A 21,168-nucleotide genomic window follows, 5' to 3' on the forward strand; every position below is an offset into this window, starting at 1 on the left:
TACGGAGGGGCCCCGACGGTCGGACGGGCCACCGGTCGCAGCCCGCCTACTTCTCCGCCGCGACCAGGTCCTGGTAGTCCTCGTGCCGTTCGATCCAGCGGCGGATGAAGGGGCACCGGGGCACCACCGCGAGGCCGCGGGCGCGCGCCGCGTCCAGGGCCGCCCGCGCCAGCGTGCCGCCCAGGCCCCTGCCGCCGTAGGCGTCGTCGATCTCGGTGTGGGTGAACGTGATCGTGCCGGGGGCGATGCTGTAGGCGGCGAAGCCTGCCAGCTTGCCGTCGACGTGGATCTCGAACCGGCCCCACTCCGGGACGTCGAACACGGTGACGCCGTTGTTCTCGACGCCGTTGTTGTTGCTGCCGTTCCCGTTGTTCTGGTCCGGTTCGGTCATGCGTTGCCTCCGAGAGAGCCGTGGGGGACATACGTGGCGGGCACGACTCCCAGCTTGCCCTTCTGGTAGTCCTCGAACGCCTGCAGCACCTCGGCCTTGGTGTTCATGACGAACGGGCCGGCCCAGGCGATGGGTTCCCGGATCGGCTGCCCGCCCAGGATGATCACATCCAGCCCGGCGAGTCGCGACTCCTGCCGCTCGTTGCCCGACACCGTCACCGTATCTCCCGGTCCGTACAGCGCGGCCTGTCCGGTCTGCACCGGCCGCTTCTCGGCGCCGACGGAGCCCGCGCCGGAGAGCACGTAGACCAGCGCGTTGAAGTCGCGCCGCCACGGCAGCCGGACGGTGGCGCCGGGGGCGATCGTGGCGTGCAGCATCGCCATCGGCGTGTACGTCGAGCCCGGCCCACGGTGCCCGGCCAGCTCGCCGGCGATCACGCGGATGAGCGCGCCCCCGTCGTGCGTCGTCAGCAGCGCGGACTCGCCTGCGCGGAGGTCCTGGTACTTGGGTTCGAGCCACTTGTCGGCCTTCGGCAGGTTCACCCACAACTGCAGGCCGTGGAAGAGCCCGCCGCTCATGACCAGCGCCTCCGGCGGCCGCTCGATGTGCAGCAGCCCGCCGCCCGCGGTCATCCACTGGGTGTCGCCGTTGGTGATCACGCCACCGCCGCCGTGGGAGTCGGCGTGCTCGAACGTGCCGTCCATGATGTAGGTGACGGTCTCGAAGCCCCGGTGCGGGTGCCACGACGTGCCCTTCGGCTCGCCGGGCGCGTACTCGACCTCACCCATCTGGTCCATCATCAGGAACGGGTCGAGGTCACGCAGGTCGATGCCGGCGAAGGCCCGGCGCACCGGGAACCCCTCGCCCTCGAACCCGGAAGGGGCCGTCGTGACCGAGCGGACGGGCCGGTCGGTCGCGGCCGCGCCGGGCTCGGGCACCCGGGGCAGCGCGGTGACGTCGGAGACGGTGACTGCTGGCATCGGGACCTCCAGGAAGTTGATTCGACAAGTACCGGCCTCAACGGTGCCGGAGGCCGTTTCCTTCCCGGGGTCACATCCCTTGATCTCCTTGAGCTGCGGGACACTGGGCCCCTGTCAGTTGCAGTGGGCTCAGTCGTACGCCTTCAGGCACAGCATCGTCGCGTCGTCGTCCACGTTGATGGACCAGTACGAGTTGGCGTCGTACTGCCCATGGCGGCAGACCTCGGTGCCGGCGCCCGCCGTCGCCCGGTAGATGGCCGTGACGACCAGGATCTCGTTGTACGCGGCGGGAACCATCTGGTCGGCGCAGTTCGGGGACGACAGCATCGCGATGCTGCTGACGGTGTTGCCGTCGCGCGTGGCGAGCAGGCAGTCACCCTGGTGGTACTGGCCGGTGAGGCAGAGCGTGGTCCGCTCCTCGCTGGTGGTGGAGTAGTACGACCAGGCGGCCTTGTCCACGCCGGACGCGCAGTCGCCCGTGGTGCCGGTAACTCTCACGCGCGCCCCGTAGCCGCAGGACGTCGTGTTCGGCTCCTCCTCGCTCCAGTCGTACTCGCTGTGACCGCCGTAACCGGTGTCGACGACGTCCAGACAGTCCCCGTACGAGACGGCCTTGAAGGCGTCTTCGGTGGGGTCGGGCTCGGGGGTGCTGGTCACCGATTCGGGCGGCTCGGTGTAATCGGGGCCGCCGCTCGACGAGCTGGAGGAGGTGTCGGTGCCGCTGTCGATGTGATCGAGGCTGTCGCTGCTGCTGACGAAAGGTGGGGTGGAGGGGCCGCTTGTCGGAGTGTCGTCGTCCGGCTGGCCCCAGGGCTGCCAGATCAGGACCCCGATGATGGCTGCGACCACAAGCAGCGGGCCGCCCCAGCCTTTCGAGTCATCCAGTTTCGGCGCGGCGGTCGCGGTCTTCTCGCGCGTTGCGCGCTCGCTTTCCTCGCGCTGCCTCTCCTTCTGTTCCTTCTCGTTCCGCTCCTGTTCCGTGCGCTCCCGCTCCCGGCGTTCTGCCTCTTCCTTCCGCGCTTGTTCCCTGAGCCTCCGCTCCTCCTCTTCCTGGCGCGCCAGCTTCCGAGCCTCTGCCTCCGCCTGCTCCTCGGCCTGCGCCCGCGCCAAGGCGTCCTGCTGCTTGCGCAGGGCCTCCAGCAGTTGCTCGCGCATCTCGCTGCTCGCCCCGTCCGAACCCTCTGGGGTGCCCTCGGACTTCATCTGCGTCGGCGCCTCGGCCGCGTCGACGTCCACTGTCCCGTCGCGCAGTTCGCGCCCCTGCTCCGCGTACTCATCGATCAGCGCGGTCCACGCGCCCGGCAGCCACCGCTCAGCGCCCCGGTCCGCCGTCGCCTGGTCGAGGCCGGAGAGGATGTCCCGCAGCACATCGGACGGAGCGGGACGCCTCCCAGGGTCGACCTCCAGCAACGGAAGGATCAGCGGTTCCAGTTCCGGCGGCAGCCCGCTCGTGTTGAGCTCACCGCGCTGGACGAGGGCGAGGACCCCGATGGGGTGGTCGGTCTGCTCGTACGGCGGGCGGCCGACCGCGAGGAAGAAGAGAGTGGCGCCCAGGGAGTACACGTCGGACGCGGCGGTGGACTTGTTGCCGCACGCCTGCTCCGGCGACGTGAACGCGAAGGTGCCGATCGTCGTCGTCGAGCTGGTGTGGTCGTGGGCGTGCGAGATGCCGAAGTCGATGAGGCGGGGGCCGTCATGGGGCAGCAGGATGTTCAGGGGCTTGATGTCCCGGTGGACGACCCGCAGGCCGTGCAGCTCGACCAGCGCCCGCGCGACCCCGGCCGCGACCCAGCGCACCGCGTCGGCGGGCAACGTCCCGGCGCTGACGACGAGTTCGGCCAGGCTGGGCGCCGGAATGAACTCGATGGCGAGCCACGGGCGCTCCGCCTCCGCGTCGGCGTCGAGCACCGTGGCGGTGTACGCACAGTCGACCCGCCCCGCCAGCTGCACCTCGCGGGCGAACCGCTCCCGGTCCGGCCTGCTCACGATCCCCTCGGTGAGGAGCGTCTTGACCGCGACGAGCCCGTGGTCCACCACGGTCCCGTTGGGTCCGGCGGCGCTGGCGGGGGTTCCGGGCGCCTCCTGCCGGGCGAGATAGATGCGGCCCATGCCGCCCGTGGCGATCCGCCACAGCAGCCGGTACGGGCCGAGCAGCCGCGGATCGCTGGATTCGAGCGAATAGAGTTTCATTCCGGCCATGCGGCGTCACTCCCCATGCGCATCCCCCGTTGGTGCTGTTGTCCGCATGCGCCCCGTGCGACCTACACGTCCGGGCGAACGCCGGCGTGCACACGGCGTTGGCGAATCCGGCCAGGGGCTCTCATGCGGGGCAGCGTGGTGACGTCGGAGACGTGACGGATTGCATCGGAACCCCCAGGAAGTTGATTCGACAACTACCGCCCCTCAATGATATCGGAGGCCGATTCCCTTCCCGGGGGTCACATGCGTCGTCCAGGACCGAGGGCGCGCCTAACTGAGGGCCGGGGCAGGCCGTTGGCTGCGCACGTCGGGCCCGCTGCCGTCGTCGGCGACGAGATGGCACGCCACCCGCCCGCGCGAGGTGTCGCGCAGCAACGGGATCTCGGTGCGGCACCGCTGCTCCGCCACCGGGCAGCGGGTGTGGAACCGGCAGCCCGGGGGAGGGGCGGTGGGCGAGGGGATCTCGCCGCTGAGCAGCACGCGCTGCCGGGCCCGCTGCTCGCGAGGGTTCGGCAGCGGCGCCGCCGAGAGCAGCGCCTGGGTGTACGGGTGAGTCGGCGCGCCGAGCACGGCGTCGCGCGTGCCGTGCTCGACGAGCGTCCCCAGGTACATGACGGCGACCTCGTCGGCCAGGTACTCGACGGCCGACAGGTCATGGGTGATGAACAGGCACGCGAAGCCCAGGTCCCGCTGCAGGTCGGCCAGCAGGTTCAGCACCGAGGCCTGCACCGACACGTCGAGGGCGCTGGTCGGCTCGTCCGCCACGAGCAGCCGCGGCGAGGACACCAGGGCTCGTGCGATGCTCACGCGCTGGCGCTGCCCGCCGGACATCTCGTGCGGGTAGCGCTGGGCCACCTGCCGCCGCAGCCCCACCTGCTCCAGCGCGTCCCCGACCTGGCGATCCCGGTCCCGGCGGGACTGCCCGAGACCGAGGAGTCGCAAGGGCTCGCCGACGATCTCGCCCACCTGCAGCCGCGGGTCGAGCGAGCTGGCGGGGTCCTGGAAGACGATCGAGACCTCGCGCCGGTGCGGCCGCAGCCGCCGTCTGCTCAGCTGCGTGATGTCCGTGCCGGCCAGCCGGACGGTGCCCGCCGTCGGCTGCAGCAGCCGCACGACGCACCGCCCGACCGTCGACTTGCCGGAGCCGCTCTCCCCGACGAGCGCGAGCACCTTCCCGCGTTCGATCGTCAGGCTCACCCCGTCGACGGCCCGGACCGGGCCGAAGTGCATGACGAGGTCGGTGAGCTCGAGTGCGGGGGGATCGGCCGCAGTGTTCTGGTCCGTCATCACTACCTCCCGTTCGCCGGGTGCCAGCAGGCGGCGCGGTGGATCTCGGTGCCGCCCTCGTCCGTGGTCGCGGGCAGCAGCGCGGGCGCGCCCGCGCTGCATTGCGCGTCGGCCGCCGGGCAGCGTTCGGCGAACGTGCACGCGTCCGGCTGCTCGTGCAGCACCGGCACCAGCCCGGGGATCTCCCGCAGCCGGCCTTCGGCGCCGCGCCGGGCCGCGGTCGGCACCGCGCCGAGCAGGCCCAGCGTGTAGTGGTGGCGCGGCGCGTCGAACAGGTCCTGGGTCACCGCCGTCTCGACGGGCCGGCCCGCGTACATCACGAGCACGCGGTCGGCGATGTCGGCCACCACCCCGAGGTCGTGGGTGATCAGCACGATCGCGGTGCCCAGCCGGGTGCCGAGGTCGCGCAGCAGGTCGAGCACGGCGGCCTGCACGGTGACGTCCAGCGCCGTCGTGGGCTCGTCGGCCACGAGCACCGCCGGGTCGCACGCCAGCGCCATCGCGATCATCACGCGCTGGCGCATCCCGCCGGAGAACTGGTGCGGGTACTCGCGCACCCGCCTGCCCGGTTCCGGGATGCCCACCAGCGCGAGCAGTTCGACCGCCCGCGTGAGCGCGTCCCGCCGGGAGAGCCGCTGGTGGATGCGCAGCGTCTCGGCGATCTGGCTGCCCACCGTGAAGACCGGGTTCAGCGACGTCATGGGCTCCTGGAAGATGTAGGCCACCTCGTTGCCGCGCACCTCGCGCAGCACCGGCTCCGGGGCACCCACCAGTTCGTTCCCGCGCAGCCGCACCGAGCCCGTCACGGCCGCCGTGCCGGGGAGCAGGCCCGCGATGCTCATGGCGGTGACGCTCTTGCCGCAGCCCGACTCGCCGACCACCGCGAGCACCTCACCAGGAGCGACGTCGAACGTGACGCCGTCGACCGCCGAGACCGGGCCGTCGTCGGTGCGGAAGGTGACGCGCAGGTCCCGCACCGAGAGCACCGGCACGGCCGGGGCCGTTGTAGAAGCGCTCACCGGCTGCTCCTCGGGTCGAGTGCGTCGCGCAGCGCGTCGCCGAACAGGTTGAACGCGAGCGCCACGAGCATGATCGCCAGGCCGGGGATCACGGCCGTCCACGGCGCGGTGGTGGCGTACTGCTGGGCGTCGGCGAGCATCGTGCCGAGGCTCGGGTCGGGGGGCTGGATGCCCAGCCCGAGGAACGACAGCACGGACTCGCCGATGATCGCCTGCGGGATGGCCACCGTCGCCTGGACGATCACCGCGGAGAGTGCGTTGGGCAGGACGTGCCGCCCCAGCACCCAAGCGTCACTCGCCCCGTCCACCACCGACGCGGCAACGAAGTCCAGGTTCTTCAGGCGCAGGGTCTCCGACCGGACGACCCGGATCATCCCGGGGATCTGCGAGATCCCCAGCGCCAGCGCCGCGTTGCCGAGGCTCGGCCCGCGAATCGCCGCCAGCCCCACGGCGAGCAGGAGGAACGGGAACGCGAGCATCAGGTCGGTGAGCCGGGAGATCAGCGCGTCGACGGTGCGGAAGTAGCCGGCCGCCAGTCCCAGCGGTACTCCGATCACCAGCGCGAGCGCGACGGCCAGCACGCCCACCTGCAGCGACGCCCGCAGTCCGTAGAGGATGCGGGAGAGCACGTCGCGGCCCAGGTCGTCGGTGCCGAGGAGGTAGCCGACCGTGCCCGGGATCTGCATCGGCGCCTGGAAGTTCACCTGGGAGGGCGAGTACGGCGCGATCAGCGGGGCGAGCACCGCGGCGACCACGGCCACGGCCAGCACCGTGAACCCGACGATCCCCAGCGGGCTGCGCCGCAGCCGACGCAGGGCGGCCCGGCGCCGCGGGGGTGCCGCGCCCGGGTCCGGCGCGGGCGGGGTGACGATCTCCGTCGCGGTCATGTCGGCGCTCCCGCCACGCGGATCCTCGGGTCGATCAGCGAGTACGCCAGGTCGACCAGGAAGTTGATCAGGATGTAGGCGGTCGCCGTGACGAGGACGACGCCCTGGATCGCCGGGTAGTCGCGCTGGAACACCGCGTCGATCGTCATCTTCCCGAACCCGGGGAGGCCGAAGATCGACTCGGTGACCACGGCGCCGGAGATGAGGATCCCGAGCTGCAACCCGACGACCGTGGTGACCACGATCAGGCTGTTCCGCAGTGCGTGGCGGCCGATCACCGCGCGAGGCGAGACGCCCTTGGCCCGCGCCGTGCGGATGAAGTCGGCCCCGAGCGACTCCAGCATCGCCGAGCGGGTCTGGCGCATCACGATCGCGGCGATGCCAGTGCCCAGCACACATGCGGGCAGCACGAGGCGGTGCAGGTTCCCGAGCGGGTCCTCGGCGAACGGGACGAACCCCGATGCCGGGAACAGGCCGAGACCGACGGACAGGTACAGGATCGCGATCAGCCCGAGCCAGAAGTTCGGGACCGACAGCCCCAGCAGCGCCAGGCCGTTGGCGAACCACTCCGCGGGGCGACCGCGCCGGACGGCCGCCACCACACCGGTGGCGACGCCCAGCCCGATCGCCAGCAGCATTGCCAGCACCGAGAGCTCGATCGTGACGGGCAGCGCCGTCGCGATCATCTCGGAGACCGGGATGCCGGTGCGTGTGGAGTTGCCGAGGTCCCCGCGCAGCGCGCCGAGCACGAAGTGCCCGTACTGCACGATCAGGGGCTCGTCGAGCCCGAGCCGCTCGCGGATCGCCGCGAGCGATGCGGGGTCGCGCTCCTCGCCGGCGAACGCGAGCGCCGGGTCACCGGGCAGCGCGCGGACGCCGAGGAACACCACGATCGTGGCGAGCACCAGCGTCACCGCCGACTGCCACAAGCGGTGCAGCAGGTAGGACCGCATGGAACGCGGCCGTCAGCGGGTGCGGCCCGCGAAGGCGACCCGCAGGAGGCCGTCCGGGAACACCTGCACGCCCGACACCGCGTCGGAGACGCCGGTCAGGTTGCGCTGCCGGTACAGGTAGACGATCGGGTCGGCGGCGTGGATGGCCGTCACTACGTCGCCGTAGAGCCGCACGCGCTCGGCCCGGTCGGTGCTCGAGCGGGCCTGGGTGAGCAGCGCGTCGAGGGCCGGGTCGCTGTAGCCCGCGACGTTCTGCCCGCCGGTGGTGCTGAGGTAGTTGGCGATGTTGTTGTCCGGGTCGATCCGGCCGGACCACCCGAGCTGGAGCATCTCGAAGTCGCCGCGGTCCTGCTGGTCGAGCAGCGCGGAGTACTCGACCGGCTGGATCTGGAGGTCGAACCCGCCTTCGGCGACGAGGGCCTGCAGCGCCTGGGCCAGCCGCAGCGAGTCGGAGTTGTTCGAGGTGATCATCGAGATCGGGTACGGGATCTGGACGCCTGCCTCCTGCAACAGGGCCTTGGCGGCGGCCGGGTCGTGGGGTGTACAGGTCTGTGCCGTGTCGCTGCTGTAGGTCGAGTCGGGGCTGATCGGCGAGCAGGTGGGCGAGTAGAGCCCGCCCCACACCGTCTGGGCCAGGCCCTCGCGGTCGATGGACATCTCGAACGCCTGGCGAACCCGTGGGTCGTTGGCGAGCGGCGTGCCGACGTCGCCCTTCGGGTTGTCGAGCCCCGCCACGTTCCCGACGTTGAACGTGATGCCCTGGTAGCCCAGCGAGTTGGACTCCAGCACGGTGAGCCCGGGCGCCGTGCGCAGCGACGGCACGTCCTGCGTGGACAGCGAGTCCGCCACCTGCGCGTCGCCGGACCGGAGGTTCGCCGCCCGGATGCTCGGGTCGGTGATGATCCGGTAGGTGATCCGGTCCAGGTGGACGCGGCCCGCGTCGTAGTAGTTCGGGTCCCGCACGACGTCGATGGAGTTCTGGGCCACGCGGTTCTCGAAGCGGAACGGCCCGACACAGACGGGTGCGGTGCCGAATTTGTCGCCGAGCTGCTGAAGCGCGGCCGGGCTCATGATCATGCCGGCCCGGTCGGCGAGCGCTGCCGTGAGCGGCGCGAACGGCTGCGAGAGGTGGACGACCACGGCGTTCGTGCCCTGGGGCTCGACCGACGTGATCGGCCCGAGCTCGTTTTTCCGGCCCGATCCGGACATCGTGAGGTTGCGCTCGAACGTGGTGACCACCGCCTGCGCGTCCATCGCGCCGCCGTCGGCGAACCGGACGCCCTCACGGAGCGGGATCGTGACGGTGAGCCCGTCGGGGGAGACCTCGGGCAGCGCGGTGGCGAGCTGCGGGACGATGTTCGTGTCCTGGTCGATGTCGTAGAGCTTCTCGCACATCGTCGAGAAGACGTAGCGCGAGTAGAGCGAGCGCGACTGCGTGGGGTCGAGCATGTCCGGCTCGGCGGACAGGGCGATCGTCAGCGTGCCGCCCTCCTGCACTGCGGCCGGGTCCGCGGGGGTGCCGAACGAGTCGGTGGCGGGCGCAGCGCTCGGTCCTGCGGCCTGCTGCACGGGTGCGCAGGCCGCCATCGCGGCCACCGCCGTGGCCGCCGCGAGCAGCGCCCCCGCTCGTCTCCAGACCCTGCTTGCTGTCGTGCTCGCGCCCATCTGGTCTCCTCCGCCGTCATCCGGTCGGGGGAAGGTAACCGGTATACCGAGGGCATGCCATGTGCTGCGCGCACGTGTCGACGCGTGTTGACATCTTGGAAACACGGGCTGTGACGAAGATCGCTCTTTAGTTACCCGGAGCAACCCTCGCGCGGGTTGGAACTACTCGGGAGTCTTCCGGTCGACCGCCTTCGCGAGGAACCGGCGTACGGCCGTCCGGCCGCCGTCGAGGATCTCCGGGCCGTGGGTGAACCCCACCCCCTCGTACTCGAGGTCGCCGAGGACGTGCGCCGTGCGTCGGGTGAGGCGGAAGTCGGTGCAGAGCGGGCGCGGCGAGTAGCGCACCCCGAGCACGTTGAAGATGGCATCCCCGGTGATCAGGGTGGCGGTCCTCTCGTGCAGCAGCGAGATGTGCCCCGGCGAGTGCCCGGGCGTCGCCACCACCCGAAGCCCGCCTGCCACGTCCAGCATCTGGCCGTCCGTGAGCCGCTCGGCCACGGCGACGGCGGGGAAGCCGCCGCTCGGGAGCCGGGCGAAGAACTTCCCCGCGAGGGACGACGTGTCCGTGGGCGGCGCGGTCCCCGTCTCCACGAACCCGGCGTCGTCCTCGTGGACGGCGACCGGCGCGCCCGTCTTCCCGGCCATGTCCGCCGCGCCGCCCGCGTGGTCGGGATGGGCGTGGGTGAGCACGATCCGCTGCACGTCGGAGGGGTGCTTACCGATCGCCTTCAGCCCGGCGACGATCCGCGGGGGCGCGCTCTTGAGACCGGTGTCGACCAGCGTCACGGAGCCGTCGTCGTCGACGAAGGCGAAGGAGTTCGTCCCCCACGAGCCGATCGTGGGGATGCGAAAGACACCGGGGGCGAGCGCGACCGCGCGCGGAGGAGCCATGCGCCCGGACCTTAGCCCCCGGCTGGCAGTGGCCTCAGGCCTCGCGCGAGACTCGCCGCATGACGGGCCGGATGACAGCCCCGCGAGCGGCCTGAAGTGCCCGCCCTCGATCCCGCCGAAGCATGCGCCCGGTTCGCGGCCGCCCCCGTGGCCCGGCTGGCCACCCTGCGCGCCGACGGCTCGCCGCGACTCGTGCCCATCACGTTCGTGGTGGTGGACGGGCTGGTGTGCTCGGCCGTCGACGAGGTGAAGCCGAAGACGACCACGCAGCTCGCCCGGCTGGCCGATGTCGCCCGCGAGCCGCGCGTCGGGCTCCTCGTCGACCACTACGCCGACGACTGGTCGCAGCTGTGGTGGGTGCGCGTGGACGGGACGGCCGAGGTGCAGGAGAGCGGAACGCTGTACGACGCGAGCATGCGCGCGCTCGCCAGTAAGTACCCGCCCTACGCGGCGGCCCCGCCGGCAGGTCCGCTCGTGGTGATCAGCCCGATCCGCTGGACGGGCTGGACTGCAGCCTCCTGAGGAACGCGGCGACGGCGTCCGCCGTGGCGTCGGGTTCCTCCAGGTGCGGGGAGTGCCCGCAGCCGAGCACGAGCAGCTTCACAGGCCCGCTCGCGCCGTCGCGCACGGCCTCGACGTGGGCCATGCTCCCGTACTGGTCTTCGGTGCCCTGCACGGCGAGCACCGGACAGCGGATGCCGGGCAGCTCGGCGCGGATGTCCCAGTCGCGGAAGCTGTCGGAGAGCCAGACGTCGTTCCAGCTCCAGAACGTGATGTCCGGGTCGCGGTGGTGGCGGGCCATCCGGCTGCGCAGGCCCCCGTCCACGAACGCCGTCCTGGCGTCGGCGATGCCGCGCAGCCCGAGCTCCTCCACGAACACGTGCGGGGCGAGCACCACCAGTCCGCGCACCTCCTGGGCGGCCGCCACCAGCAGGGCGATCGAGGCGCCGTCGCTGTGCCCGACGAGCACCGGCCGGTCGAGCCCGAGCGCGGCGCACAGCGCAGGCACCACCTCGGCGGCCTCCTCGTGCATGAACCGGGGGGTGCGCTTGCCGGTGGGCAGGTCGGAGAAGCCGTGGCCGACGCGGGAGTAGGCCACCGTGCGACGACCGGTGGCGGCGGCGACCCGGCGGTGGAAGCCCCGCCAGAGGCCGACCGAGCCGAGTCCCTCGTGGAGGAAGAGCAGCGGGGCGAGTGCGGGGTCGCCGGGGACGTCGTCGTACTCGACGCGCCCACCGGGGACGGCTAGGAGCGGCAGGTCGGGCACGCCCGACCCTAACCGCTGCTGGCCCCGTCGAGCCGGGCCAGCTGCTTCTTCGGCGCGACCTGGCGGTACGCGTCGGTCACGATCTCGCCGATCTCCGCCCAGTCGGGGGCCTCGATGTCGAGGTACACCCCGAGCCAGCCGCGCCCCCCGACGTAGGGCGGCCGGAAGAACCGCGAGGGGTCCGCCGCGACCAGCTCCTCCTGCACCCCTGGCGGGGCGGCGCACCAGAAGGCGAGCCGGTCGTCGTGGTGGTGGTCGGCGTACATGACGAACGTGCGGCGCACAAACCAGGTCGGCTCCCCGTGGCTGAGCTTCTCCGTGACCTCCGGCAGCGCGAGGCAGAGCGCCCGCAGGCGGGCGAGCGGGTCGGCAGCTGTCATGCGGGCACCGCGCGCAGCACGGAGTACCCGGTGGGCGGCGGCACGGCCGTGACGGTGTCGAGGCGGAGCCCGGCCTCGTTCAGCAGCGCGGTGAAATCCTGTTCCGTGCGCTCCCGGCCGCCCGTGCAGACGAGCATGTTGAGGTCGCTCATGAGGGTCATGCGCTGGCCCGCGAGCGCGTCCGGGTCGTCGGCGAGCACCGGCTCCACCAGGAACAGCACGCCGTGGGCCGGCATGGCGGCGCGCACCCGCGAGAGGATGCGGACGCTGCGGCGGTCGTCCCAGTCGTGGATCACGCTCTTGACCACGTACGCGTCGGCGGGCGGAACCGCGTGGAAGAAGTCGCCGGTCACGACCTCGCAGCGGGCGGCGAGGCGGCCGAGCACGGCGGCCGCGTCGCCGACGCCCTCCGGCGAGTCGAACAGGATTCCCCGCAGGCCCGGGTGGGCGGTGAGGAAGGCGGCGAGCAGTGTCCCGTTGCCACCGCCGACGTCCGCGAGTGTGCGGACCCCGGTGAGGTCGCAGGTGGCGACCACGCCGGGTGCGGCCATCCGGGTGCCCTCCGCCATCGCCTCCGTGAAGATCGCGCCGAGCGTGGGGTCGGCTGCCATGTGCTCGAACGTCGGGCGGCCCGTGATCTTCTCGAACGCAGGCTCGCCCGTCCGGGCGCTCCACTCCAGCTCCCCCCACGCCCGCCAGACGGCGTCGCCGCAGAACAGCTGCGCGAGGTTGCCGATCGAGCCGGGGGTGCCGGAGCGCAACAGCTCACCGCCTTCGGTGAGCACGTACCGCTGGTCAGCCGTCGGGCGGACGAGGCCGAGCCCGGTTGCCGCCCGCAGCAGCCGGCCCAGTGCGTCGGGCTGCGTCCCCGTCCGGGTCGCCAACTCGTCCACGGAGAGCGGGCCCGCGCCGAGGGCGTCCGGCACTCCCAGGCGTGCGAGTGTCTGCACGAGCTGGGCAGGGAAGAACCCGAAGACCAGCTCGGCGAGCCGGGCCCGCTCAGACGCGGGCGCCGTCACGGCTTCACCTGCGGGCGGTAGCTGCCGACCGACCAGATGTTGCCCTCGGGGTCGGCGACGGCGTACTCCCGCGAGCCGTAGGGCTGGTCCACGAGCCCGAGGACGACCTCGGCTCCGGCCGCGACGGCCCGCGCGTGGTGCGCGTCGACCTCCTCGGCGCTGTCGAGCGCCAGGTAGATGACGGCCCGCCCGGTGTCGAACTGGTCGGACCCGCCGGTCCGGGTGCCCACCATGACGACACCGTCGCCGTGGCTCAGCTCCGCGTGCGCGACGGACCCGTCGTCCGCGGTGTGGACGGCCTGCTCGACGAATCCGAGCGCGCCCGTCAGGAACCCCATCGCGGCACGCGGGTCGGTGTAGCGGAGGGTGGGATGGATGCTCATGCGGGGACCGTAGGGCGGACCCCGGCTCGGCGGCTTGAACGAATGGGAACGGCCGGGGAGCGTTGGGCCGAGCGCTGTGTGCCGCCCCTTGCCCGCCGCTGCACCTGCGGGCGCTCCCCGGCCGGGCTGGGTCAGTCGCGGCCCAGCAGGCGCTGGAGCAGGCCAGGCTTGCGCGAGCCCCCGTCGGACTTGTCGGATGCGTCCGCGCCCCCAGCGTCTCCGCCCGGGTACGTCTGCCCGTAGTGCTCGTACAGCCGCCGCTCCTCGTCACCCGAGAGATCGCCCTCGCCCTGTGCGGTAGGCGCATTGCGGACCGTGTCGCCGCTGACCGGGACCTGCAGGCCGCGGCCGTCGTCGGCGCGGCGGGCGTCGCTCACGGGCACGTACGACCGCGTCGCGTCTCCGTCGGCTCCGTCCGTGCTCTCCGTCTCGTCTTCGTCGGCGACGACCACGACCCATGCCGGCGCCGCGTCGTCCGCCTCGATGTAGAACTCCTCGATAGTGCCGATGAGGTTGCCGTCCTCGTCATACAGCGGCATACCCCGGTAGGTGACCCACTCGATGGCCTGTGTCATGTGGCCCTCCCGGTAGTCGTCCCGCCGGCCTCGTGGTCGGCGGCGCCGGCAGAGCGGGTGCCAGCAGCGCCGCTGCCGGCAGATCCTCTCCGCCGTCACTGGCGACGATCGCAGCCAGCGGTGGCCGAGGCGTGCGCCCGACGGGCCGAAAAGGCGGCGACGGGTTCGGCCCGGGGTGCCGGGCGGGTCACCCCGTGGTGGGCCTGCCTCAGGCGGCCTGGCCGGGGGTTCGCCGGTCTGCGACGATGCCCGTCCTGCAGCAACCCCGCACGCAGCACCCCGTCACGCCAGCAACCCGAGGAGGGCTCATGGCATCTCGCCTCAACCCCTACATCAGCTTCGACGGCACGGCACGGCAGGCGATGGAGTTCTACAAGGACGTCTTCGGCGGCACCCTGACGCTCAACACCTTCGGCGAGTTCGGCGCGGCGGACTCGCCGGACGCGGACAAGGTCATGCACGCCCTGCTCGAGACCCCCAGTGGGTTCACGCTGATGGCCTCCGACACCCCGCAGGGGATGGAATACAACCCCGGCGACAACATCCAGGTGAGCCTGAGCGGGGACGACGCCGCCGAGCTGCGCGGCCACTGGGAGAAGCTGGCGGACGGCGGCACGGTGTCGGTCCCGCTGGAGAAGCAGATGTGGGGCGACGAGTTCGGCGCCTGCGTCGACAGGTTCGGGGTGCCGTGGATGGTCAACATCGCCCAGTCGCAGGCCTGACCGGTTGCCCAGCCCGGTCCTGGCCGGAGGATGCCAGGACCGGTGCGGGCGAGCTCGGCTCACCAGCCGCGCGCCCGCCACTCCGGAACGCTCGGCCGTTCCTGACCCAGGGTCGTGTCGTCGCCGTGGCCGGGGTAGACCCACGTCTCGTCCGGGAGCTGCCCGAAGACCCGCTCCTCCAGGTCGTCCATCAGCGACCCGAACTCCGCGGGTCCGGCCGTCTTGCCCGGCCCACCGGGGAAGAGGGAGTCGCCGGTGAAGATGTGCGGGCGGTCCGCGCCGCGGTAGACCAGCGCGATCGAGCCCGGCGTGTGGCCGCGCAGGTGCACGACCTCCAGCTCGATCTCGCCGAAGCGGACGGTGTCGCCGTTCTCCACCAGCTCGTCCATCGGGATCGGCAGCTCGGGGGCGTCGAGGGGATGGGCGATCTGGCGGGTCTGGAACATGCCCGCCACGGCGCCGAGGGCCTGCCAGTGGTCGGCGTGCCGGTGCGTGGTGACGAGGTGGTTCAGCTCCGGGCGGGTGTCGCCGGAACCGACGAGGTCGGCCAGGCGGTCCGGCTCGTTGGCCGCGTCCACCAGCAGCGCCTCGTTGGTCGCCTTGCAGACGAGCAGGTATGCGTTGTTGTCCATCGGCCCGACCGAGAGCTTGGTGATGGTCAGGGCGTCGAGGTCACGGCGGATCGCCGCGCCGCCCGGCTCGGTGTGACCGGAGTAGTTGTCGAGGACGTCCACCGATCCAGCCTAGACGAGCACACCCAGCCGGAGCGGTGGTCGTGATGCCTCCTGCGGACGCCTTCGAGCGGACGAGATCGACGTGGTGGGGGTGAGGTAGGCGGATCGGCCCCGCTCACGTCGATCTCGCCCGGTCCAGGGCGCGGCTGAGCTGTTCCAGGATGCGGTCGGCGCGGTGCAGGATGTCGAATTTCGTGTACCGGTAGATGCGCCAGCCCTTGTCGACCAGCTCCGTGTAGCGGCCGACGTCGTGAGCACCACGGCCGGGTCGGTGTGCCCCTCGCCCTCGTACTCGACGCCGATGAGGTACTCCGGGTAGGCCAGGTCGAGCCACACTGCGCTGCGGGCCCGCTCGTCCTGCACCACCCACTGCGCTTCGGGCCGCGGCAGGCCGCACTGCACCATGACCATCCGCAGCCGCGTCTCCATCGGCGAGCCGGCCCGCCAGTCGGCGTGCGCGAGCACCTCGGCGATGCCGTCGTTCCCCCGCGCCCCGGCGTAGCGCACGGCGAAGTGCAGCAGCAGGTCCGGCGCGAACCGGTGCCGGTTGGCCAGGGCATCGACGGCGACGACCCGCTCCACGAGGGCACCCCGGCGGGCGAGGTCGTAGGCGGTGCGGACCGGGCTCGTGACCTGCACCCCGCCGACCTCCCGGACCTCTCCGGGCGCCAGCCGCTCGCGGTGCACGAGCAGCCCGGCCGGGCTGCGCTGTCCCCGGTGGAGCACGGTGACCTCGGCCGGGGCGTTCTTCGGCCCGCAGGACGCCCCGAGCAGTTCGGCCGCGGAGTAGCCCGACAGCACCCCGCGTCCCTCGATGTAGCGGTATGCGGCGTGCGAGCGCAGCGTCAGGTCGGGCTGCGGCTCGTCGGGCGTGGTGACGTACGTGTCGGGGAACAGCCGCAGGAACCGCGGCCCGCGCAGCTGATCCGGGTGACGAGCCCCGTCGCGACGGCCGCCGACCCGCGAAACGCGACAGGCCAGCCTGGAACACCAGACATGCCCCGAGGATGGATCTTCGAGGCCTACTGGCGGAAACGTTCCGCGAAACTGCCGCGAGATCGACCTCAGCGGGGTTCCGAGGCTGGAGTTCCCCCACCCGGTCGATCTCGCGGGTCCACTCCGACGGAGGGCAGATGTCCGGAACGCCGCGTCACGATTGCATCGCGACGACCGTCCCGGTTCGACCGAATTGTTGACAGCGAGATGGACGCTCGACAACGATCCGTCGACGCTCCGCCCCGCGAGTGGCGCCTACGAGGAGGAGATGCGCGATGGCCGACGAATCCCTGATCACTCGGCGCAGGCTCCTCGGGCTGTTCGGGGCAGCGGCCACCCTCCCGGCCCTCGCCGCATGCGGGAGCAGCGTCGGCGACGGCACCGGCCAGAGCGGTGCGCAGGGCGGCGGCACCGTGCGGGTCGGGCTGGTCGTCCCGCAGTCCGGCGTCTACGCCGCGCTCGGCACGGACATGCAGCGCGGCTGGCAGCTCTGGCTCGACGGCAACGGCAACAAGTTCGGCGACTACACGGTCGAGACCGTGGTCGTGGACGAGGGCGAGAGCCCGCAGACGGGCGTTCCCGCCGTGCAGCGGGTGCTGCAGAGCGACGGTGTGGACGTCGTGGTCGGCCTGGTCAACTCGGCCACCGCGCTCGGCGTGCGCGACCTCCTCACCGAGTCGCGCAAGCTGCTCGTCGTGACGAACGCGGGGGCCGAGGGCCTCACCGCCGCCAACCGCACGCCCTATATCTGGCGCACCTCCTTCACCAACGGGCAGGTCGCCGCCGCGATGGGCACCCACCTCGCCGAGTCCGGCTTCTCCGAGGGCGTCTACGCGATCGCCCCCGACTATGCCGCGGGCACCGAGGTCCTCGCCGGATTCCGGCGGGCGTTCGAGACGGGCGGCGGGCGTGTGGTCGGGGAGGCCAAGCCCCCCTTCGGGACCACGTCGGACTACCAGCCGTTCCTCACCGCGATCCAGGACTCCGGGGCGCGCGCCACGTTCTGCTTCTTCTCCGGCGCCGAGGCCATCACGTTCGTCCGGCAGTACACGCAGTTCGGGCTGTCCTCGACGATCCCGCTGTACGGCTCCGGCTTCCTCACCGAGGGCAGCGTCCTCGAACAACAGGGCGCCGCCGCGCTCGGCGTGCAGACGACGCTGCACTACAGCGACCAGCTCGACAACCCGGCCAACTCGGCGTTCGTCGAGGCGTACACGGCTGCGCACGCGGAGTCACCGAGCTGCTTCTCCGTACAGACCTGGGACGCCGCGAACGTCCTGAACCGGGCGCTGCGCAGTACCAGCGCGCTCGACGGCGACGCGCTCGCCACGGCCCTCGGCGGGGTGGGCTCGATCGGCGACAGCCCGCGCGGGCCGTGGACGTTCGAGAACCAGACGCCGCGGCAGACGATGTACCTGCGCCGCGTCGAGGACCTGCGCGGCACGCTGGTCAACGCCGTCGTGCAGGACCTGGGCCAGCAGAGCCAGCCGGCGGCCTGATGCTCGTCAGCGTCCTCAACGGCTTCGCCATCGGGTTCCTGCTGTTCATCGTGGCGGTCGGGCTTTCGATCGTGTTCGGAATGATGGACGTCCTCAACCTCGCCCACGGCGCGCTGTTCCTCGGCGGCGCCTACCTCGGGGCCGCGTTCGCGGGGAGCTGGGGCGGCTTCCTCGCGGCTCTCGGCATCGCCGCCGTGCTCGGGCTGGTGGCGGGTGGCCTGCTGTCGCTGATGACCGAGCCGCTCAGCAGGCGCAGCCACCTCGACCAGGCCCTCCTGACGCTCGGGGTCGCGTTCGTCGCGTCCGAGCTGCTGATCATCGCGTTCGGCGACGACCCGCTGTCCGTGGCCGCGCCGCCCGCGCTCGACGGCTCGGTCACGGTGTTCGGCGCCGTCTACCCGACCTACCGGCTGGTGCTGATCGGGGTCGGCGCGGTCCTCGCGCTCGCCGTGCACCTCGTCGTCGACCGGACGCGGGTCGGCGCGCTCGTGCGGGCCACCGTGGCCGACCGCGAGATGGTCGCGACGATCGGCGTGGACAACCGGCTGGTGAAGGCCGCGGTGTTCGCTGTCGGCTCGCTGCTCGCCACTACAGCGGGGGTGCTCGGCGGGCCGGTCTACGGGGCCCGCCCCGGTCTCGACGCCACCGTGCTGATCCTGGCGCTGGTGGTTGTCGTGATCGGCGGCCTCGGCTCGGTGCGCGGCGCGCTGGTCGGCGCCCTGATCATCGGGCAGGTCGACACGCTCGGCCGCGTGCTGCTGCCCGAACTTGCCTCCTTCGTCCTGTTCGCGGCGCTCGCTCTGGTGCTCGTGCTGCGCCCGCAGGGGCTCTTCGGCGGTCTCACTACGGCAGGCACGCGGTGACGGCCGTGGACGCGCCCGCGGTACCCGGCGGCGCCCCGGCGACCACACCCGAACCGGGGCGCGGACGCGGCGGCCTGGTCGCCGCGGCCGTGCTCGTGGTGCTCGCGGCGGCGCCGCTCTTCCTCGCGCCGTTCGCCACCACCACGCTGACCCGCGTCCTCGTGTTCGCGCTGTTCGCCGTGAGCCTCGACCTGCTCGTCGGCGTCACCGGGCTCCCGTCGCTCGGGCACGCCGCCTACTTCGGCTCCGGCGCCTACGCGGCGGGCTGGGTGTCGATCAACGTGACGGCAGAGGCCCCGGTGCCGATGCTCGTCGGCGCGGCCGTCGGGGCCGTGGCGGCCGCGCTCACCGGGTGGATCACGGTCCGCACCGGCGGGGTCTTCTTCCTCATGCTCACCCTCGCGATCGGCGAGACGGTGCAGCAGCTCGCCAACACCTGGGACGAGGTCACGGGCGGAGCCAACGGCCTCACCGGCATCCCGGCCGTCCGCCTCGCCGGAGCGCCGCTGGCGAACGCCGGGTTCCTCCACTGGTACGTGCTCGCGGTGTTCGTGCTCGGGTTCGTCCTGGTCTGGGTGGTGGCGCGCTCGCCGTTCGGGGCCGCGCTGCGCGGCATCCGGGACAACGAACCGCGCATGCGTGCGCTCGGATACCCGACCGCGCTCTACAAGTACGGCGTCTTCGTGCTGGCGGGCGGGGTCGCCGGTTTGGCCGGTTCGCTGCTCGCCGCGCAGGCCCGGTTCGTGGCACTGCCCGACCTCGGCTTCGTGACCGCGTCGTTCGCGCTCCTCGCCGTGGTCATCGGGGGCGCGGGGTCGCTGTGGGGCGCCTGCCTCGGTGCCGCGCTCGTGATCGTCATCCGCGACGCGCTCGGCCCCGGCCTCGGCGGGCACGGCACGCTCGTGCTCGGCATCGTGTTCGTGCTGGTCGTCTACCTGTTGCCGCGCGGAGCCGCGGGGTTGCGCCTGCGCAGGCGGGAGACCCCGTCATGACGGCCCTGCGCTGTGTCGGCGTGAGCCGCTCGTTCGGGGCGCTCAAGGCCGTCGACGACGTCGGCCTCGACGTCGCCCCCGGCTCCCGGCACGCCCTGATCGGACCCAACGGAGCGGGGAAGTCGACGCTGTTCAAGCTGGTGACCGGCACGATGCGGGCGCACGCGGGCACCGTGGAGCTGGCCGGTCGGGACGTCACCGGGCTCTCCGAGGTGAAGCGGTGCCGGCTCGGGATGAGCCAGACGATGCAGCACGCCAGCCTCTTCACGTCGATGACCGCGGCCGAGACGGTCGCGCTGGCCGTGCAGCGCCACGACGGCGGGCGCATCTCCCTGCTGCCGCGCAAGCAGCCGCGCGTCCGGGAGCGGGCCGACGAGCTGTTGACCGCGGCCGGACTCACCGGCCGGGCCCGCGTGCTCGTGCCCGCGCTGTCGCACGGCGAGCGCAAGCAGCTCGAGGTGGCGCTCGCGCTGGCCTGCCGCCCGACGCTGTTGCTGCTCGACGAGCCGGCCGCCGGCATGTCGCCTGCGGAGAGCGCGCGGCTCGTCGAGCTGGTCGAACGCCTGCCTCGGGAGATCACCGTGCTGTTCGTCGAGCACGACCTCGACCTCGTGTTCGCGCTCGCCGACGCCGTGACCGTGCTGCACCTGGGCCGCGTGCTGCTCTCGGGCTCCCCGGCGCAGGTGCGCGCCAGCGAGGACGTCCGCGCGGCGTACCTGGGCACGGGCAGGCGCGAGGAGCTGTTCCTGCGATGACGTTCCTGGAGGTGCGCGGGCTCGTCTCCGGTTACGACCGGAGCACCGTGCTGCACGGACTGGACCTCGATCTCGGCGCCGGTGCGGTGCTCGGGCTGCTCGGCCGCAACGGCGTCGGCAAGTCGACCTTGCTCATGACGCTCGCCGGGCTCGTGCCGGCCACGACGGGTTCCGTCCGACTGGACGGTGCCGACCTGGTGGGGCAGCGACCGGACCGGATCGCCCGCTCGGGCGTCGCGCTCGTGCCGCAGGGACGCCGCGTATGGGCCACGCTCACAGTCGGGGAGCACCTCGCGCTCGCCTCGGGACGGCGCACGGGCACGTGGTCGGTCGACACCGTCCTCGACCTGCTCCCGCGCCTCGCGGACCGGCACAAGCAGTACGCGGGGCAGCTCTCCGGCGGCGAGCAGCAGATGCTCGCCGTGGCGAGGGCGCTGCTCACCAACCCCCGGCTGGTGCTGCTCGACGAGCCGTCCGACGGGCTGGCGCCCGCGATCGTCGAGCAGATCGCCGGGGTGATCGCGACGATGCGCGGCGAGGGCGTCGCCGTGCTCCTCGTGGAGCAGGATCTGCATCTGGCGTTCGGCGTGGCCGACGAGATCGCGGTGATGGCGAAGGGTGCGCTCGTGCACCGGGTGCCCACGGCGGAGTTCCGGCGCGACCCGCACACCGCCCAGCGGCTGCTCGGGGTCGCCTGAGTTCGGGAACCCA

At 72.3% G+C, this 21,168-nt stretch carries 23 protein-coding genes; 7 read left to right on the forward strand and 16 right to left on the reverse strand.

Annotated features, from left to right (window positions below; all coding sequences use genetic code 11):
- Window positions 1–46: 46 nt before the first annotated feature.
- The 9 genes from ABD143_RS26705 to ABD143_RS26745 all read right to left on the reverse strand — a co-directional run bounded on the left by ABD143_RS26705 (window position 47) and on the right by ABD143_RS26745 (window position 10,272).
- Complete coding sequence (locus ABD143_RS26705) at window positions 47–391, reverse strand: GNAT family N-acetyltransferase (protein ID WP_343984069.1); 345 nt, start codon at window positions 389–391, stop codon at window positions 47–49.
- The gene (locus ABD143_RS26710; protein WP_343984071.1) at window positions 388–1,371 is read right to left on the reverse strand and encodes a pirin family protein; all 984 of its coding nucleotides are present in this window, start codon (window positions 1,369–1,371) and stop codon (window positions 388–390) included. Before ABD143_RS26710 ends, ABD143_RS26705 begins: the two co-directional genes overlap by 4 nt.
- A gap of 129 nt (window positions 1,372–1,500) precedes the next feature.
- Window positions 1,501–3,561, reverse strand: coding sequence for a protein kinase domain-containing protein (locus ABD143_RS26715; RefSeq protein ID WP_343984073.1), 2,061 nt, complete (start codon window positions 3,559–3,561; stop codon window positions 1,501–1,503).
- A 279-nt stretch (window positions 3,562–3,840) separates the two neighbouring features.
- A complete protein-coding gene (locus ABD143_RS26720) occupies window positions 3,841–4,857 on the reverse strand; it encodes an ABC transporter ATP-binding protein (protein ID WP_343984075.1) in 1,017 nt (338 codons plus the stop codon).
- A gap of 2 nt (window positions 4,858–4,859) precedes the next feature.
- The gene (locus ABD143_RS26725; RefSeq protein WP_343984077.1) at window positions 4,860–5,876 is read right to left on the reverse strand and encodes an ABC transporter ATP-binding protein; all 1,017 of its coding nucleotides are present in this window, start codon (window positions 5,874–5,876) and stop codon (window positions 4,860–4,862) included.
- Entirely contained in the window at window positions 5,873–6,763 is an 891-nt protein-coding gene (locus ABD143_RS26730; protein WP_343984079.1) for an ABC transporter permease, read from the reverse strand. The genes ABD143_RS26725 and ABD143_RS26730 overlap by 4 nt, the downstream gene beginning before the upstream one ends.
- Entirely contained in the window at window positions 6,760–7,716 is a 957-nt protein-coding gene (locus tag ABD143_RS26735) for an ABC transporter permease (protein WP_343984081.1), read from the reverse strand. Before ABD143_RS26735 ends, ABD143_RS26730 begins: the two co-directional genes overlap by 4 nt.
- A gap of 12 nt (window positions 7,717–7,728) precedes the next feature.
- Entirely contained in the window at window positions 7,729–9,381 is a 1,653-nt protein-coding gene (locus tag ABD143_RS26740) for an ABC transporter substrate-binding protein (RefSeq protein WP_343984083.1), read from the reverse strand.
- Between the two features lie 162 nt (window positions 9,382–9,543).
- Entirely contained in the window at window positions 9,544–10,272 is a 729-nt protein-coding gene (locus ABD143_RS26745; RefSeq protein ID WP_343984085.1) for an MBL fold metallo-hydrolase, read from the reverse strand.
- A 96-nt stretch (window positions 10,273–10,368) separates the two neighbouring features.
- Here ABD143_RS26745 and ABD143_RS26750 point away from each other — a divergent pair, with 96 nt between their 5' ends.
- Window positions 10,369–10,794: a TIGR03668 family PPOX class F420-dependent oxidoreductase gene (locus tag ABD143_RS26750; RefSeq protein WP_343984087.1), complete on the forward strand. Its 426-nt coding sequence runs from the start codon at window positions 10,369–10,371 to the stop codon at window positions 10,792–10,794.
- Here the strand turns inward: ABD143_RS26750 and ABD143_RS26755 are convergent.
- The 5 genes from ABD143_RS26755 to ABD143_RS26775 form a co-directional block, all read right to left on the reverse strand.
- The gene (locus ABD143_RS26755) at window positions 10,754–11,539 is read right to left on the reverse strand and encodes an alpha/beta fold hydrolase (protein ID WP_343984089.1); all 786 of its coding nucleotides are present in this window, start codon (window positions 11,537–11,539) and stop codon (window positions 10,754–10,756) included. The two genes, ABD143_RS26750 and ABD143_RS26755, sit on opposite strands and share 41 nt — an antisense overlap.
- 8 nt (window positions 11,540–11,547) lie before the next feature.
- Entirely contained in the window at window positions 11,548–11,919 is a 372-nt protein-coding gene (locus ABD143_RS26760; RefSeq protein WP_343984091.1) for an MmcQ/YjbR family DNA-binding protein, read from the reverse strand.
- A complete protein-coding gene (locus tag ABD143_RS26765) occupies window positions 11,916–12,938 on the reverse strand; it encodes a methyltransferase (RefSeq protein ID WP_343984093.1) in 1,023 nt (340 codons plus the stop codon). The genes ABD143_RS26760 and ABD143_RS26765 overlap by 4 nt, the downstream gene beginning before the upstream one ends.
- Window positions 12,935–13,321: a VOC family protein gene (locus tag ABD143_RS26770; RefSeq protein WP_343984094.1), complete on the reverse strand. Its 387-nt coding sequence runs from the start codon at window positions 13,319–13,321 to the stop codon at window positions 12,935–12,937. The genes ABD143_RS26765 and ABD143_RS26770 overlap by 4 nt, the downstream gene beginning before the upstream one ends.
- A 131-nt stretch (window positions 13,322–13,452) precedes the next feature.
- Entirely contained in the window at window positions 13,453–13,896 is a 444-nt protein-coding gene (locus ABD143_RS26775) for a PRC-barrel domain-containing protein (RefSeq protein ID WP_343984096.1), read from the reverse strand.
- A 308-nt stretch (window positions 13,897–14,204) separates the two neighbouring features.
- Here ABD143_RS26775 and ABD143_RS26780 point away from each other — a divergent pair, with 308 nt between their 5' ends.
- Window positions 14,205–14,618, forward strand: a complete 414-nt coding sequence (locus ABD143_RS26780) for a VOC family protein (protein WP_343984098.1) — start codon at window positions 14,205–14,207, stop codon at window positions 14,616–14,618.
- A gap of 59 nt (window positions 14,619–14,677) precedes the next feature.
- Here ABD143_RS26780 and ABD143_RS26785 read toward each other — a convergent pair whose 3' ends face one another.
- Window positions 14,678–15,352: an MBL fold metallo-hydrolase gene (locus ABD143_RS26785; protein WP_343984100.1), complete on the reverse strand. Its 675-nt coding sequence runs from the start codon at window positions 15,350–15,352 to the stop codon at window positions 14,678–14,680.
- A gap of 9 nt (window positions 15,353–15,361) precedes the next feature.
- Window positions 15,362–16,153: a hypothetical protein gene (locus ABD143_RS26790; protein WP_343984102.1), complete on the reverse strand. Its 792-nt coding sequence runs from the start codon at window positions 16,151–16,153 to the stop codon at window positions 15,362–15,364.
- Between the two features lie 470 nt (window positions 16,154–16,623).
- On the opposite strand from ABD143_RS26790, the gene ABD143_RS26795 reads away from it, so the two are divergent.
- From ABD143_RS26795 to ABD143_RS26815, 5 genes are read left to right on the forward strand one after another with little or no spacing between them, the layout of a single operon-like run.
- Window positions 16,624–17,847 carry an ABC transporter substrate-binding protein gene (locus ABD143_RS26795; RefSeq protein ID WP_343984104.1) on the forward strand — a complete coding sequence of 408 codons (1,224 nt, stop codon included), beginning with the start codon at window positions 16,624–16,626 and terminating at the stop codon, window positions 17,845–17,847.
- The gene (locus ABD143_RS26800) at window positions 17,847–18,710 is read left to right on the forward strand and encodes a branched-chain amino acid ABC transporter permease (RefSeq protein WP_343984106.1); all 864 of its coding nucleotides are present in this window, start codon (window positions 17,847–17,849) and stop codon (window positions 18,708–18,710) included. The genes ABD143_RS26795 and ABD143_RS26800 overlap by 1 nt, the downstream gene beginning before the upstream one ends.
- Before the next feature lie 5 nt (window positions 18,711–18,715).
- A complete protein-coding gene (locus ABD143_RS26805; RefSeq protein WP_343984108.1) occupies window positions 18,716–19,702 on the forward strand; it encodes a branched-chain amino acid ABC transporter permease in 987 nt (328 codons plus the stop codon).
- Window positions 19,699–20,457 carry an ABC transporter ATP-binding protein gene (locus tag ABD143_RS26810; protein ID WP_343984110.1) on the forward strand — a complete coding sequence of 253 codons (759 nt, stop codon included), beginning with the start codon at window positions 19,699–19,701 and terminating at the stop codon, window positions 20,455–20,457. Before ABD143_RS26805 ends, ABD143_RS26810 begins: the two co-directional genes overlap by 4 nt.
- A complete protein-coding gene (locus ABD143_RS26815) occupies window positions 20,454–21,155 on the forward strand; it encodes an ABC transporter ATP-binding protein (RefSeq protein ID WP_343984112.1) in 702 nt (233 codons plus the stop codon). The genes ABD143_RS26810 and ABD143_RS26815 overlap by 4 nt, the downstream gene beginning before the upstream one ends.
- Window positions 21,156–21,168: the final 13 nt, after the last annotated feature.

The organism is Pseudonocardia aurantiaca (assembly GCF_039526725.1).
GTDB classification, from domain to species: Bacteria; Actinomycetota; Actinomycetes; order Mycobacteriales; family Pseudonocardiaceae; genus Pseudonocardia; species Pseudonocardia aurantiaca.